At 70.0% G+C, this 14,124-nt stretch carries 12 protein-coding genes and 4 pseudogenes; 8 read left to right on the top strand and 8 right to left on the bottom strand.

Annotated features, from left to right (window positions below):
- The first annotated feature begins 97 nt into the window (after positions 1-97).
- Positions 98-1,315, top strand: a complete 1,218-nt coding sequence (locus ACFZBT_RS23515) for a helix-turn-helix domain-containing protein (protein ID WP_391106475.1) — start codon at positions 98-100, stop codon at positions 1,313-1,315.
- A 149-nt stretch (positions 1,316-1,464) separates the two neighbouring features.
- The gene (locus tag ACFZBT_RS23520; protein ID WP_391106477.1) at positions 1,465-2,106 is read left to right on the top strand and encodes a cutinase family protein; all 642 of its coding nucleotides are present in this window, start codon (positions 1,465-1,467) and stop codon (positions 2,104-2,106) included.
- Between the two features lie 56 nt (positions 2,107-2,162).
- On the opposite strand, the gene ACFZBT_RS23525 is transcribed toward ACFZBT_RS23520, so the two are convergent.
- On the bottom strand, positions 2,163-3,884 hold the full coding sequence (locus ACFZBT_RS23525; RefSeq protein WP_391106479.1) for a hypothetical protein: 1,722 nt from the start codon (positions 3,882-3,884) through the stop codon (positions 2,163-2,165).
- Between the two features lie 180 nt (positions 3,885-4,064).
- Here ACFZBT_RS23525 and ACFZBT_RS23530 point away from each other — a divergent pair, with 180 nt between their 5' ends.
- Entirely contained in the window at positions 4,065-4,295 is a 231-nt protein-coding gene (locus ACFZBT_RS23530) for a hypothetical protein (protein WP_358609388.1), read from the top strand.
- Positions 4,296-4,301: 6 nt separating this feature from the next.
- Here the strand turns inward: ACFZBT_RS23530 and ACFZBT_RS23535 are convergent, their stop codons facing one another.
- On the bottom strand, positions 4,302-5,165 hold the full coding sequence (locus tag ACFZBT_RS23535) for an aldo/keto reductase (protein WP_391106481.1): 864 nt from the start codon (positions 5,163-5,165) through the stop codon (positions 4,302-4,304).
- 185 nt (positions 5,166-5,350) lie between these two features.
- Between ACFZBT_RS23535 and ACFZBT_RS23540 the strand changes: the two genes are divergently transcribed.
- Both ACFZBT_RS23540 and ACFZBT_RS23545 read left to right on the top strand, forming a co-directional pair.
- Positions 5,351-5,764 (top strand): VOC family protein, encoded by a 414-nt coding sequence (locus ACFZBT_RS23540; RefSeq protein ID WP_391106483.1) that lies wholly within the window; start codon positions 5,351-5,353, stop codon positions 5,762-5,764.
- Positions 5,765-6,040: 276 nt separating this feature from the next.
- Positions 6,041-7,045, top strand: a complete 1,005-nt coding sequence (locus tag ACFZBT_RS23545; protein WP_391106485.1) for a substrate-binding domain-containing protein — start codon at positions 6,041-6,043, stop codon at positions 7,043-7,045.
- On the opposite strand, the pseudogene ACFZBT_RS23550 reads toward ACFZBT_RS23545, so the two are convergent.
- Positions 7,042-7,161, bottom strand: a pseudogene (locus ACFZBT_RS23550) (IS481 family transposase); the annotation flags it as partial. The gene ACFZBT_RS23545 and the pseudogene ACFZBT_RS23550 sit on opposite strands and share 4 nt — an antisense overlap.
- Before the next feature lie 3 nt (positions 7,162-7,164).
- On the opposite strand from ACFZBT_RS23550, the pseudogene ACFZBT_RS23555 reads away from it, so the two are divergent.
- Both ACFZBT_RS23555 and ACFZBT_RS23560 read left to right on the top strand, forming a co-directional pair.
- Positions 7,165-7,440, top strand: a pseudogene (locus tag ACFZBT_RS23555) (IS630 family transposase); the annotation flags it as partial.
- Between the two features lie 411 nt (positions 7,441-7,851).
- The gene (locus ACFZBT_RS23560) at positions 7,852-8,469 is read left to right on the top strand and encodes a DUF1707 domain-containing protein (RefSeq protein WP_391106487.1); all 618 of its coding nucleotides are present in this window, start codon (positions 7,852-7,854) and stop codon (positions 8,467-8,469) included.
- Positions 8,470-9,124: 655 nt separating this feature from the next.
- Here ACFZBT_RS23560 and ACFZBT_RS23565 read toward each other — a convergent pair.
- On the bottom strand, positions 9,125-9,610 hold the full coding sequence (locus ACFZBT_RS23565; RefSeq protein ID WP_391106489.1) for a rhodanese-like domain-containing protein: 486 nt from the start codon (positions 9,608-9,610) through the stop codon (positions 9,125-9,127).
- A 159-nt stretch (positions 9,611-9,769) separates the two neighbouring features.
- The gene (locus ACFZBT_RS23570; RefSeq protein WP_391106491.1) at positions 9,770-10,750 is read right to left on the bottom strand and encodes a helix-turn-helix domain-containing protein; all 981 of its coding nucleotides are present in this window, start codon (positions 10,748-10,750) and stop codon (positions 9,770-9,772) included.
- A 131-nt stretch (positions 10,751-10,881) separates the two neighbouring features.
- On the opposite strand from ACFZBT_RS23570, the pseudogene ACFZBT_RS23575 reads away from it, so the two are divergent.
- Positions 10,882-11,136: pseudogene (locus ACFZBT_RS23575) on the top strand (GNAT family N-acetyltransferase); the annotation flags it as partial.
- Positions 11,137-11,227: 91 nt separating this feature from the next.
- On the opposite strand, the gene ACFZBT_RS23580 reads toward ACFZBT_RS23575, so the two are convergent.
- The 3 genes and pseudogenes from ACFZBT_RS23580 to ACFZBT_RS23590 all read right to left on the bottom strand — a co-directional run bounded on the left by ACFZBT_RS23580 (position 11,228) and on the right by ACFZBT_RS23590 (position 13,863).
- Complete coding sequence (locus ACFZBT_RS23580) at positions 11,228-12,442, bottom strand: hypothetical protein (protein WP_391106646.1); 1,215 nt, start codon at positions 12,440-12,442, stop codon at positions 11,228-11,230.
- A 57-nt stretch (positions 12,443-12,499) separates the two neighbouring features.
- Positions 12,500-13,102, bottom strand: a pseudogene (locus tag ACFZBT_RS23585) (PQQ-binding-like beta-propeller repeat protein); the annotation flags it as partial.
- Positions 13,075-13,863: a hypothetical protein gene (locus tag ACFZBT_RS23590; protein WP_391106493.1), complete on the bottom strand. Its 789-nt coding sequence runs from the start codon at positions 13,861-13,863 to the stop codon at positions 13,075-13,077. The gene ACFZBT_RS23590 and the pseudogene ACFZBT_RS23585, both read right to left, overlap by 28 nt.
- Positions 13,864-14,124: the final 261 nt, after the last annotated feature.

A 14,124-nucleotide genomic window follows, 5' to 3' on the forward strand; every position in this document is an offset into this window, starting at 1 on the left:
GGAGCGGAGGGGACGTCCGTCCAACACAGGACTTCCCACTCGTCCCACCGGCAACAGCCCGCGGGTGAGCCGCTTCCGGTCGAAAGGAGTGTCCGTGATGGCCGTGCCCACCCCGCACAGCGTGCCGGACCGCCCCGGCACGCCGCCGGTGCCGCCCGAGCTCGCGGAGCTGCTGCGCGCCCAACTGGCGTCCGTCGCCGACCTGGTGGAGGAAGAGGTCTGCCGTCAGGTTCCCGAGTACGCGCGTCCCGCAGACGGGACGTACCGCAGGAACCTGCGGTCCGGGGTGGTGCAGGCGCTCACCCTGTTCGTCGACCACATCGCCGATCCCCGCGACGACGGGGGCGCGATCGCGGCGACGTACTACGAACTGGGGCGCGGCGAGGCCCTGGAGGGCCGCAGCCTGGACGCGTTGCAGTCCGCGCTGCGGGTGGGCGGGCTGCACGCCTGGCGGCTGATGGGCTCCACGGCGGAGCAGCTCGGCCTCGACTCCGCTGCCGTCGCCGCGCTCGGTGAGCTGGCGTTCCGGACCGTGCACGAGGTCGCCCAGGCGGCCGCGGCCGGCTACGCGGAGGCCCAGCTACGCAGCACGGACGAGTTGGAGCGCCGCCGCAGGCGGTTGCTCGACCTGCTGCTGGAGGACGGCCCGGTGACGTTGGAGGCCGTGCAGGATCTGGCTCACGGCGCGCGCTGGCCGGTGCCCCGGACGGTCGCCGTGGTGGCGCTCGCGGCGGCGCCGGACCGGCGGGAGGAGGACCGGCCGCTGGCGGCGGCGGGCGCGCTGGTGGACATGGAGTCCCGGCCGCCGCGCATGCTGGTGCCCGACCCGGAGGGCTCCGGGCGCTTCGGCCGGGCGTTCACGCTCGCCCTGCGCGGCCGGCCCGCCGCGATCGGCCCGACGGTGGCGGTCACCGAGGCCGCGCGGTCGCTGCGCCTGGCCACCCGGGCCCTCGGGCTGATGGGGCGTGGCATCCTGTCCCGCCAGGGCGTGGAGCACTGCTCCGACCATCTGTCGACCCTGCTGCTGTACGGCGACGAGCCGCTGCTGGAGCGGCTCCAGTCACGGGTCCTGGCGCCGCTCGACACGGTCTCGGCGGGGCAGCGCGAGCGCCTCGCCGAGACACTGCTGGCCTGGCTGCTCAGCGGCAGCAACGTGCCGGACGTCGCCGCCCGGCTGCACATCCATCCGCAGACGGTCCGCTACCGCCTGCGCCAGCTGGAGAAGCTCTTCGGGGACGCCCTGCACGATCCGGACACCCGCCTCGACCTCATTCTCGCGTTGCGCGCGGAATCCCTGTACACACGGCAGAACTGACTCCAGCATTCAGCGGCGTACTCAACCGGCGACAAAAAACAGCAGAGATTCCATAATCCCGTCCATAACTCCCGACGAGGGAAAGCGAATACGTTCGGGCCGTCCTTTTTCGCAGGCGCTTCACGCGCCTCACCCGCGGAGGATCCCCCATGCGTATCCGTTTGTGTCTCGCCGCGCTCTCGCTGGCCGGCGGCGCCGGGCTCGCCACCCTCTCGGCTCCCCCGGCCTCGGCCGCGGCCTGCTCCGACGTGGAACTCGTCTCGGCACGCGGCACCTTCGAGCCCGGGACGCTCGGCTTCATCGTCGGCGACCCGGTGCTTTCCGCGCTGCAGAAGAAAGCAGCGGGCAAAACCCTGACCAGCTACAAGGTGAATTACCCCGCCGACCTCTCCCCGACGTCCGCGGCGCAGGGCAATCTGGACCTGGTGAACCATGTGAAGAGCCAGGCCGCGGCCTGCCCGAACCAGAAGTTCGTTCTCGTCGGCTATTCGCAGGGCGCGAACGTCGTCGACAACTCGATCGGCATCAGCAGCGCCGGCGCGGTGGTCGGCAGCCCCATCGTGGCCACGCTGCCCGCCGCGGTCGAGCCGAAGGTCTCCGCGGTGCTGCTGTTCGGCAACCCGATCCGGGCCCTCGGCAAGAGCGTCACCGGCACCTACCAGAGCCGCACCCTGGACCTCTGCGCCCAGGGCGACCCCGTCTGCGAGAACGGCGGCGGTGACGTCGGGGCACATCTGAGCTACCGCGACGACGCCGAGGCGGCCGCCACGTTCGCCGCGGCCAGGCTCTAGTCCCGGCAGCAGGCCCAAGGGGCCCGGGAGGTCTCCTCCCGGGCCCGTTCCGGTGTCTAGCGGGGTGATCGGGCGAACCCGGCGAGGCTGGTGGAGACGATCTCGGGCCCGCCGTCGTTCTGCGCGGGCGCGGCGGTCAGCACGTCGAGGTGCTGGTAGCCGTCGGCGACCACGGGACGCAGCTCGGGCGGCACCCGGCCTGCCAGCAGTCCCTCACCGGCGAGGACGGTGAGCACCGGGTTGGCGGTGAGCCCTCCCGGGTGGACGACGAGCTTCTTGACCTGTGGCGAGGTGGAGAGCTGGATGTCCGTGACCAGCTTGGTCGGGAAGTACTGCTCGGTGAAGTCCAACGGCTGCTCGGCGAGGCTGCGGGCCAGTTGCCGGATGTCGGTGACCTCCTCGCCCGCACCGGTGAACGGCGTGCCGTCGGCCGACCGGTAGCCGGGGTCGTCGGGGTCGCCGACGCGGTCGTAGTCGCGCCAGGTGTAGAGCGGACCCTGCGGGCGGTCCGGGATGGCCTTGTACGCGGTGCCGTACAGTCCGGGCTGCCCCACCCCGCCATTGGCCACCGGGAAGCTCTTGTCGGCGATGGGCCCGCCGTCGAAGAAGCCGACGCTGGTCTGCAGGAACGCCAGCGGCACGGAGTTGTCGTCCAGCAGCGCCCCGAGCACCGCCCCGTTGGTGAGCCGGAAGTCCTTCACGGACGGCGAGCCGCTGAGGAACGCGGCGGTGTCCTTGGCGAACAGGAAGCGGTTGGTGGCCTCGATGTTGAGGTTGGAGGGCAGATAGCCGGGCAGGTCGGCCTCACCGTCGAGATCCTTTAGGGCGCCCAGACCCGCGATGCCGAGCAGCGTCATGGTCTCGGGGTTGAGCAGCACCGGCGCGGACAGCGTGCGCGACAGCAGTCCGCTGTCCAGCCCGGCCTGGACCACGCCGTATCCGAGGCCGATGTCGGGCAGGTTGGTGTCGTCGGGCAGGTTGCCGCTGAGGTCGGCGAGCGAGGTGGAGACGGTCGTGTCGAGGGCGAAGTAGCCGGCGCACTGGTTGTACCCGGCGTCGGCCGTGGTACCCGGGTTTCCGTCGAAGTCGGCGGCAGCGAAGTAGCCGGTGACGACCCCGCCCAGCGAGTGCCCGCCGCACAGCACCTTCCGCTTGCGCTGGCCCTGGTCGGGCAACTCGGCGGTGAGCAGGCCGTACTGGTCCCGTACGGTCTGCTCGATCCCGAGCTTCGCCATCCAGCCCAGTTCACCGTTGTCCGCGTAGCCGCCGAAGGTCCGGCCGTCGACCTGCTTGCCCCGGTAGTAGTAGTCGACGGCGCTGTGCTGGTCGCCGGAGGCGATGCCCGTGCGGTCCTCCAGGCAGTTGGAGCGCCGGTCCAGCGCCCAGAACTCGATGTGCGCGCCTCGCTCCGCGGCCCTGGCGACGGTGTTGCGGGCTACGCTGTCGAACGCCCCGGCTCCTTCCAGGATGCCGGGCTGGGCGACGAGGATCCGGTCCGCGCCGGCCGACTCGGCCGGCCCTTCGGCCGAGCGGTAGCGCAGATACGACAGCCAGTCGCACGCGGCCGGACGAGGCCCGGCCGACTCCGGCAGCGGCACCTTCACCCGTACGACCGACTCGGTCACCCCGGTGACGGGGGAGGTCGACTCGACCGGCGTCTCGGTCCGCGCCCCGTCGGCCCGGGCACCCGGGGCGGCGGCCGTGAGTGTCCCGGCGGTCAGCAGTACCGCGAGCGCTGCACCGCGCCATTTCCCTCTGTACGCAAGGTTCATGTCCATGCCACGGACGCTAGGGCGGCGGCACGGCCGCTCTCAGGGAGTGCTGATGAGAACTCAGCTTCCGGACGGCGGCTTGTCACCGGCGCACAGCGCGCCCGGGCCCCGGCGCGAGAGGAGGTCCGTACCGCTTCTGGACGCCACCGAGCTGCGGACCGGTCGTTTCGGGAGCATGGTGGGGCTATGGACGGTCAACCCCCTGTGGTCGTGCAGCCGCCCGCGACGGACGGCGGACGACTGGTGACCATCCACGGCGAGCGCATGGGCGTCGCCTACAGCCTCTTCGACGTACTGGACCTGCTGCACCGCGAGGGCCTGCCCACGGCCGACACGGCCGTCGACGACACCGAGCTGATCGAGTGGCAGGGCGGCGGCCCCTACGACTGGAACAACGGGGCGTCCGACGAGGCGTGAGCCTGCTCAGGCAGGGCCCGGATCCTTGTCCGGCCCGGCCTCGGCCAACCCGTCGAGGCGGTCTCGCTGGGCGGGCGTCAGGGCGAGGTCCGCAGCGGCGAGGTTCTCCTCCAGGTGCGCGATCCGGGCCGTCCCGGGGATCGGCAGCACGACCGGCGCACGGTCGAGGAGCCAGGCGAGCGCGACCTGCGTGGGCGTCGCCCCCAGGTCGGCCGCCACGGCGGCGATCTCCGCCTCGGCCCCGGCCTTCCCCCACGCCACGGGCCGCCACGGCAGGAAGGCGATACCGGCCGCCGCACACGCCGCGAGAACGGGCTCATGCTCCCGGTCGAGGAGGTTGTAGCGGTTCTGCACGCTCACGACGTCGACGATCTCCCGGGCCTCGGCCAGCTCGGCGACGGTGACCTCCGACAGCCCGATCCGTCCGACCAGACCCTCGGCCTGAAGCTCCCGCAGCGTGCCGAGCTGGTCGGCGAGCGGCGTGTCGGGGTCGATGCGGTGCAGCTGGAGCAGTTCGATCCGCTCGACCCGCAGCCGGCGCAGGGCCGCCTCGACCTGGTCGCGCAGGATCTCGGGCCGTCCGTCGAACTTCCACTCGCCTCCCGGGCCGGTACGCGCGACACCGACCTTGGTGGTGATCAGCAGCCCCTCCGGATAGGGGTGCAGCGCCTCGGCGAGCAGTTCCTCGTTGGCTCCCCCGCCGTACAGGTGAGCCGTGTCGATCAGGGTGACGCCCAGCTCCACGGCCCGCCGGGCGACCGCGAGGGCGTTCTCCCGTTCCGGCCCGGGCTCGGTCGGCAGGTGCATGGCTCCGAAGCCGAGCCGGCATACGTCCAGATCCCCGCCGATGCGGAAGGTGGTCGATGTCATGAGCCTCTCCGTCCCCCTCTGCTCAAAGGCCAACGCTAACAACTCGGTTGACGCCCACCGCGGCCTTTTCGGCGCCGCCTCGTATCCCGCTCCCCGCCCTCTGCGCGACGCGCTCGGCGAGCCATTGTCAGTGCCCGGCGCTACGCTGCGCGCAAATGACCCTTTTGCCCCTCCGGGAGGTTCACATGGTCACGCGCCTCAATCCGTACCTCACCTTCAACGGCGAAGCCCGGCAGGCGATGGAGTTCTACAAGGAGGTCTTCGGCGGCAACCTCACCCTCAACAGCTACGGCGACTTCGGCCAGGCCGACGCCCCGAACGCCGACAAGATCATGCACGGCATGCTGGAAACCACCAGCGGCTTCACCCTGATGGGCGCCGACAACCCGCCGGGCATGGAATCCGCGCCGGGCAACCCCTTCTCCGTGAGCCTGAGCGGCGACGACGACGCCGAGCTGCGCGGCTACTGGGAGAAGCTGTCCGCGGGCGGCTCGGTGTCGGTGCCGCTGGAGAAGCAGATGTGGGGAGACGAGTTCGGCATGTGCACGGACCGTTTCGGCACCCCGTGGATGGTCAACATCGGCGCATCCGGGAGCTGAGCGGAACCGACCGGGACGGTCCAGGACCGTCCACCCCGGGCCGCCCGTGCGCGCCGTCCCCAGACCGGCGCGCACGGGCGGCTCCGCTGCGCCGCCACCTCCGCTTTGTTGGTACGTCCTGACAAAGCTGTTGACATCCCCAGAAGGCGGTCGCATAGTACCTGCCACTAGAGCGCGCTAGTAACGCGCTCCAGCACCGCCCCGGACATCCGTCCACCACCCGCCTCCCCCGACCGGGCGCGGCACTCCCTCCCCGCACAGTGAGGTGCACCCGACATGCGCAGACACCACAGACCCGCCGCCCTGACCGCCGCCGCCCTCGTGGGCGCGCTGCTCGCCGCCGGCTGCTCCAGCGGCTCCGGCGGGAAGCAGTCCGAGGCCGGCGGTACGGACGCCGTGGCCGGCAAGGCCACCACCCCGCGGATGACCGTCGCCGTGATCACCCACGCGGCGCCGGGCGACACCTTCTGGGACCTGATCCGCAAGGGCGCGCAGGCCGCTGCCGCGAAGGACAACATCAAGGTCGTCTACTCCAGCGACCCCGTCGCGGGGAACCAGGCCAACCTGGTGCAGAACGCCATCGACCAGAAGGTCGACGGCATCGCGCTCACCGCGGCCAAGCCGGACGCCATGAAGGGCGCGGTGGCCAAGGCCAGGGCGGCCGGCATCCCCGTCGCCGGCTTCAACTCCGGCCTGGACGACTGGAAGGAACTCGGCATGCTCGAGTACTTCGGCCAGGACGAGAACATCGCCGGCCAGGCCTTCGGCGAGCGCCTCAACCAGCTGGGGGCCGAGCACGCCGTCTGCGTGATCCAGGAGCAGGGCCAGGTCGCGCTGGAAGCACGCTGCGCCGGCCTGAAGAAGGGCTTCAAGGGCACCACGGAGAACCTGTACGTCAACGGCACCGACATGCCCTCCGTGAAGTCGACCCTGACCGCCAAGCTCCAGAAGGACTCCACCATCGACCAGGTGGTCACGCTCGGTGCCCCCATCGCCCTGACCGCCGTGCAGTCGGTACGGGACGCGGGCAGCGAGGCCGAGGTCGCCACCTTCGACCTCAACAAGGACCTCGTCACCGCCGTCCAGGACGGCGACATCGAGTTCGCCGTCGACCAGCAGCCCTACCTCCAGGGCTATCTCGCCGTCGACGCGCTGTGGCTGTACAGGACGAACGGCAACATCAGCGGCGGGGGCACGGCTCCCGTACTCACCGGGCCCGCGTTCATCACGAAGGACAACGCCGACACCGTCGCGGAGTTCGCGAAGAAGGGGACGCGCTAGGTGTATTGACCCGCAGGGTTGTTCACGCGGCTGATGGGTGGCTGGCCGCCGGTTGCGGAGTGGCAGCGGTGGTGGTTGTAGGTGTGCAGGAAGTCTGTCAGAGCTGCTGTCCGCTCGGTGCGACCTGGCTGCTGGCCCACCCCCGCTTCCACCTGCACTTCACACCCACCGGGTCGTCCTGGCTGAACCTGGTGGAGCGGTGGTTCGCCGAACTGACCAACAAGCGGATACGGCGAGGCGTCCACCGATCCGTGCATGCCCTGGAGACGGGCATCCGCAACTGGATCGCCGCCTGGAACACCGACCCCAAGCCCTACGTCTGGACGAAGACCGCAGACGAGATCCTCGAACGCCTCGCCAGCTATCTGAACAGAATTCCTGACTCAGAAGACTAGTACTCCAGTGCGGTTTCGTGATCTATCCAGCAGGTTCGTCAACAGACCGCCGTTGGTAGTGGCTGCGGCGGGCTGCGGCCTGGTGGCGTCTGCGCCACGTGGACCAGTGCAGCAGTCTGGCGGCGGTAAAGGCCGGTGGGACGAAGACAGCGACGAGCAGGTGGCGGATCTCTGGGACGCTCAGCGCGATCGGGTCGTGGGCTGCGGGCGGCCACCCGATGATCACTGTCGGGGTACTCCCGAATGTGCCCAGGCAGGTACGGGTGAATGTGCCCAGACGCAGGGCTCACACCACGGCATTTCGGGCTGATCTTCCGTCAACTTCCAGATGTGGGCGCTGGGCAGCTACGAAGTTGTTCTGGATGTGCAGTCCCAGCCCGCTCGGTCCGCCGGCTGCTTATCCTTGGGGCCATGTCTACCCAGCCTCCGGAGCTCCCTCCGCTCCCTGCTCCGTCAGGAGACCTCCGTGCCTCTCACGACGACCGGGAAGCAGTGGTAGAGCAGTTGCGCGACGCGGCAGCCGAGGGGCGCATCGATCTCGACGAGCTGGATTCACGCCTGGAGCAGGCTCTGACGTCCAGGACTCACGCCGAGTTGGCCGCCCTGACCGCCGACCTGCCGAGGCCGACGTCTCCCGGAGCCCGGCCGCCGCTGGTGCTCAAGGGCGGCGCCTTCGGCGTGTCTCAAGGCCCCGGGCGCTGGGAGGTGCCCGGACACGTGATCGCGCACGGGGGCGTGGGGGGTGTGAAGGTCGACTTCACCCGGGTCGAGTGCCGCCTCACGGAAGTGGCCGTAGAGGCGTACGGGGAGACCTCCGGTGTCACGATCGTCATCCCCGACTCCTGGGCCGCAGACCCCAGTGGCATGGACCCCGGCACCGGCGGCCTGACGGACGAGACCACTCCCGACCGGCTGCCGGGCACTCCGCTGATCCGGCTCACCGGGTCCGGCGGCATGGGTGGAGTGGTCATCCGCCACCCAAACCGCCGGGAACAGCGCAAGCTGGACAGCAACCCGACGCAGAGCTAGAACGCCCCAGCCAAGTCTGGGCACTTCCACCCGTACGCCGACGATCACGCGGTGGCCGTGCCCGTTCCCAGCCGGGTCCGCCACAAGATCGCGAAGTCAGACTGGAGTACTAGGGCGGGTATGGAAAGTGGATCGTCATCTCCCGGGCCTGAGTCGCGGTGAGCGGCGGCCACGCCGATTCGGCGACGTCGGGAAATGGGCTGTGAGGCTCACGGTCTCGGTGTCCTTGGGCAGGTCCAGGTGCTGCGTGCGCAATCGCGGGAGCACACCTCCGGGCCGCCGGGCAGCAGGCCCAGGTTGCGTAGGAACCGGACGCGGCCTCAGCACCAGGAGGAGCAGAACTCCAGGGGCCGACGGCCGGATGCGGGGCAGGGCTGGGTGCATACCAGCCAGTGACTCGGGTTGGCGACGGGCGCCAGGCACAGCAGGCCGCGTCCTTCACGGCCTTGAGCAGGGCGTGTCCCCAGTCCTCTCCTCGGTGGGGTTCGGTGACGAACAGGCAGTCCAGGTGGACGTAGGCAGTCGCCTGCCAGGTGGAGAACTCCCCGGAGTCCGGCGCGCTGGAAGGCGGCGTGGGCGGCGCACAGGTGGGCTGTCGCCGGCAGGTCGGCCGCGGTGGCCGGACGGATTACGTCGCCCGGCCGTGCGGTGTCCTTCAGCATGCGCATGAGATGCCCGAGCGCGGGGCGGTCAGGTCGTCGACAGGGCGCTGCTCGGCACCGGTGGCGGAGTCGTAGGCGAAGCCCTCGCGTGCCCAGTACTCGAAGCCGCCGAGCATCTCCTTGACGGGGTAGCCGAGGCGGGCGAAGGCCAGCGCCGCGCGGGTCGCGCCGTTGCAGCCTGGGCCCCAGCAGTAGGTGACCACGGTCTGGGCCGGGTCGATCAGTCGCGGTGCCAGGTCGGCGATCCGTGCGGTGGGGATGTGGAGGGCGCCGGGGATGTGCCCCTGGTCCCAGGCGGCATTGCCGCGGGTGTCGACCACCACGACGCCGGGTGAGCCGGATGCCAGATCGGCGTGGACGTCGGAGACGTCCGCCTCGAAGGCGAGACGGGCGGCGTAGTGGGCGGCGGCCTCGGCCGGGGCGGCGGCGGGCACGCTCAGGACGGCGCTGGTGATCTCGGCGGAAGCGGTGGCAGGCATGGGAGCACCTCTTGTTCCTGCTGGTCGGGACGGGGTCCGGTGGGCTGTGCCGGGTTTCCCCGGCCGACGACGGCTCCATCCTCTGATCGCTGGACCCGTCCCACGAGTGGCGTAAACGCCTGAAGTCGCCAAGATTCCGCCAGTCGTACGGAGTTGCCCTCACGGGTGCGCGAGGACGCGGGTGAACGTCTTGCGGTAGGCCGTCGGCGTCGTACGCATCTGGCGGGTGAAGTGGTGCCGGTACGTCGCGGTGCTGTCGAAGCCGACCGCGGCGGCGACCTCGTCCACGGTGCCCTCGCCGGACTCGAGCAGTGGCAGGCTGACAGCCACCCGCTGGGCGATGACCCAGCGCATGGGGCTCACGCCGTTGCGGCGGGTGAAGTGCCTCAAGTACGAGCGTTCCGACATGCACGCGGCCCGGGCCAGGGCGGCCACGGACAGAGGTGTGTGCAGCTGACGCAGCGCCCAGTTCATGCTCTGCGTGACGCCGTCGTCCTCGGGGCCGATCTCTCCCACCGCCGCCTCGATGAACTGGGCCTGCCCGCCTTCGCGGTGCGGCGGAACGACGAAACGGCGCGCCACCGCGTTGGCGACGGCCGCACCGTGATCAGCCCGGACCAGGTAGAGGCACAGGTCGATACCGGCCGCGCTGCCCGCGCTGGTGAAGACATCGCCGTTGTCGACGTACAGCACGTCGGGGTCGACCTCGATCCCGGGATGCCGTTCGGCAAGCGCGCGGGCATAGCGCCAGTGGGTGGTGGCGCGCCGGCCGTCCAGCAGGCCGGTCGCGGCCAGCACGAACGCCCCCGAGCAGATCGACACCAGGCGCGCCCCCCGCGCATGGGCCCGCAGCAGCGCCTCCACCAGGGTGGGCGAGACCTCCGCCCCGGCCTCGGCCGCCCCCGGCACGATCACCGTGTCCGCCGCGGCCAGTGCATCGAGCCCGTGCTCGGCGCGCAGCGTGAACCCGCCGACCGCCCGCAGATCCCGGCCGGGCTCCTCGGCGCACACCCGCAGCACGTACCAGGGCAGGTCTCCGAGCTCAGGCCGGGACAGGCCGAAGACCTCCACCACCACGCCCAGTTCGAAGGGCGCCATTCCGTCGAAGGCCAGTACAGCCACCACATGCGTCTTCGTCATGGCCGCATCTTAATGATCACCAAGATCCAGCCACGATGGCGGAGAGCCATGTGAGCCAGAATGATGGGATGGTCACGCTTGAGACTCCCCGTTTGATCCTGCGTCGCTGGCGCGAGGAAGACGTTGCGCCCATGGCTGCCGTCAACGCCGACCCCGAGGTCATGCGGTGGGTCCGTGACGGCAGCGTCCGTGACGAACAGCAGACTCGCTGCGGGGTCCAGGCATGGGAGAGCGAGTGGGAGTCACAGGGCTTCGACCTGTTCGCCGTGGAGATCCGGTCCACTGGCGAGCTGGCCGGGTTCACCGGCCATTCGGTGCCCGCCTTCCTGCCGGAGGTACTGCCGGCGGTTGAGGTCGGCTGGCGACAACCACTCGTTGATGGCGGCACCGAGGACGGTGGCCTGGCTCCAGCACCGCCCATTACTCATCCGTCAGGTCTCCACGCGCCACGAACCGAGATCATCTCCCGACCAAGATCTACTTTCGATCCACGCCCTGGTCGGCAAGGTCTGGGGAGAGCTGCATCGCCACGCGCCGAATCAGCTGCCGGGTCCGCGGCTTGTCGTTCCCCGCGCTGATTCCGAGGACATGGCGGCCCGACACCACCGTCGCGTGCGCCACGAGTTCGTCCTTCAGGCCCACTCGGTAGGTGTAGAGATGGACACCGCGCCGCGGCTGCGTGACCTCGGCTGTGTAGCACTTGCCCAGCCAGGACTTGCAGCCCCAGGGAATGGCGCTCGTCGCGTAGGTCCGGGCGGCCTTCGCGTCGGGTGCCACCCATCGGACGGTGACGGAGAAGATGTCCTCGTCTGATCCGGATGGCGTCGCGAAGCGGCAGACGCTCGGCCGGGGCAGTTTCGTGCCCAGCACGGTACGGCTCGACTCCACGGGCAGCTTGACGTAGCCCCGGCCGAGTTCCGAGAGAAGTCCGGCACCGACCAGTCCGCAAGCGTCCGGCCAGTCCGTCCGATTGGCTCCACCAAGCGCGACAGGATGCTCCGCGTCCACTCCGCGGTGGCCGGGCCGCAGGGCGGTGTAGCGGGTACCGTCCCTCTCTTCGCTCCGGACGATGAGCAGTTCTCCGCTCATCCCCACGTATGTCCCGGCCACCGGCCAGGGAACGGGGGCACTTCGCCTGCCCGCGAGGTCCGTCAGGCTGCTCGCGCCCGGCCCCCGAAGACGCGCGTCTCCGACCGACCAGCGCAGGTCTCCGGCGTACGCACCGGCGACGTCCGCGGAGCCGACGATCACCTCACTGCTCAGCTCGTCGCCGCCCAGGAGTTCCTGCGAGCGTTTCCACAGGGTTTTCCCGGTGTCCGACCGTACGGCGTGCAGGGTGCGGGACCGGAGCGCCCCGGAGTCCGGCTCCCCGTCGTAGTGGGACTCCGAGAGGTACACGACCCCGCGAGCCTCCGCCACAGGCCACAGTTCGGAGGTCCGGCCTGCCTTTCGCCGCAGGAGTTCCTCGCCCGACTCCGCGAAGACCCGCAGCTCCTTGTCGACGGTCACACCGATCGCATCACGAACCACGCTGAGCTGGATGCCGTCCCGCCAAGGCCCCGTCTTCTTCTTCCAGACGGTGTCTCCGTCCTCGGGGTCCACCACCTCGAGTTCCTCGGTCCGGCCCGGGCAACTGTCGAGCAGGACGATGCGATGCGCCGTCGTCCCGCCGTTGTAGCGAGAGGAGGGCAAGGGGTAATCGCCGGGCTCGGATTGCTCGCACGGTGCGAGTGCGGGCATCCGTTTGCTCCAGCGGACCGCTCCGGTTCGCGGCTCGAGCCCCACGAGCCGGCCGTCGGCCATCTCGACGACAGGCCCGGGAACCGTCAGAAGGGGCGCCGCCCTCAGCCAGTTGGCGTCCTTTTCCTGCCCGGCGACCGGGCTCGCGGTCCTGTGCCACAGTTTCCGACCGGTCGCGGGCTCGTAGGCGGTCAGTGAATTCCGTCTGTCGTATCCCTGTTCCACAGCGAGCAGCACTCCACCCGAGAAACCCATCGGCGTGAACTCCTTCGCGGGACTCCGCAGAGTGGAGAGGAGGCGGCCGTCACGCGTGTCCACGACACTCACCGTCCTGCCCTGCGGGATTGCCAGCATTCCGTCGTTCACCGGTGCGGGGCGGTTCGAAACGTCCAGCGCCCTTTCAGGGGTTCGAAAGGTCCAGGCCACTTCCAGTGTGTCGGGGCGTTCAAGCGGCTTTCTCGACGTGCCGCCGTCGCTGACCAACAGCACCAAGAGGCTGATGGTGAGGAGGATTCCGCACCCGGTGTGCCAGGCGATGCGAGCGTGCTGTGCGGGCATTTCGGCTCCCCGTTCCTCGATATCGGTCAGCATCCCTGTGCCGCGGGCAGCCATGGGCAGGGGCGGGGATCTTCGGCCTGGCGGTAGACGCCGCCGGGAGAACCCGCGTACACGGCCCCGTAGCGCGGGGCGAAGCCGGTCACCGCGTAGCGACCTCCTCGTGGGGCGGGAACCGGCAACGAGCCTTCTTTGCCGTTCCGCACGTAGCGGATGAACAGCCCGAATGCGCGAGAGCCGTTCCTGGCCAGGAAGGTCGCCGACAGATTGACCTGCTCTCCCGGCTTGAGCGTGATGACGCTTTCCTTGAAGTACGGCCGCGTGGATTTCCTCCCCGCGAGGAAGACGGGCTCCGGACGGTCCATGTCCGCGAACAGCTCGATCTTCGGCTCTCCCCCGGCGTTCGGTTCGCACAACAGCGTTCCGGAGAGCGGCTCGGCCGCACGGGGCGCCTTCGGCTTGATGTCGATCGACGTGATCGTCAGCGAATTCGAACCGCCCTCAAGCGTGAGGCCGACGTTCAGTTCGCCGACCCGCACCCCTTGGTTTCGCCGCAACACGGCATTCACGTCGCCGCCGGACACGAGTTCCGCGCGGTCCTCCGGCGAGGACACCCGACGTGCCAGAGCCGTGCAGCCCGCCTCGTTCTCCTGCCGGGCGGTCACGACGAAGGGTGCCACCGACGGATTCCCGGAGGACGCATCTGCCCCCGTCGCTGCGGGGCTCGGCTCCGACTCCCCGCTCAGACCCAGCGACTTGAGGGCGATCGCGGTCAGCACGGCACCGATCACGGGGACGCCCGCGCCGAGCCAGAGCAACCTCGTATGTCTCTTCCACCACGGCTCCGGAGTGTCCGGCGGCGTCGAGCGCTGTGTACGAGGACGCGTGCGCCCACGCAGAGTGGTCCGGTTCCTCAACTCTCCCCCATGAGCGACGAGTCCGTTCTGACCGCGAGTCAGCCGAAGCCGAGGGGAGGATCATAGGAGGGGGCGGCGCAGGTTGGCACCTCCTCCACCAACCTCACACAGCACCCTGGGTCTCGTGGTCCACGACGATCGCCCCGAGCCGGTACTGCGCCG

The sequence above is a fragment of the Streptomyces sp. NPDC008137 genome (assembly GCF_042957035.1).
Classification (GTDB): Bacteria; Actinomycetota; Actinomycetes; order Streptomycetales; family Streptomycetaceae; genus Streptomyces.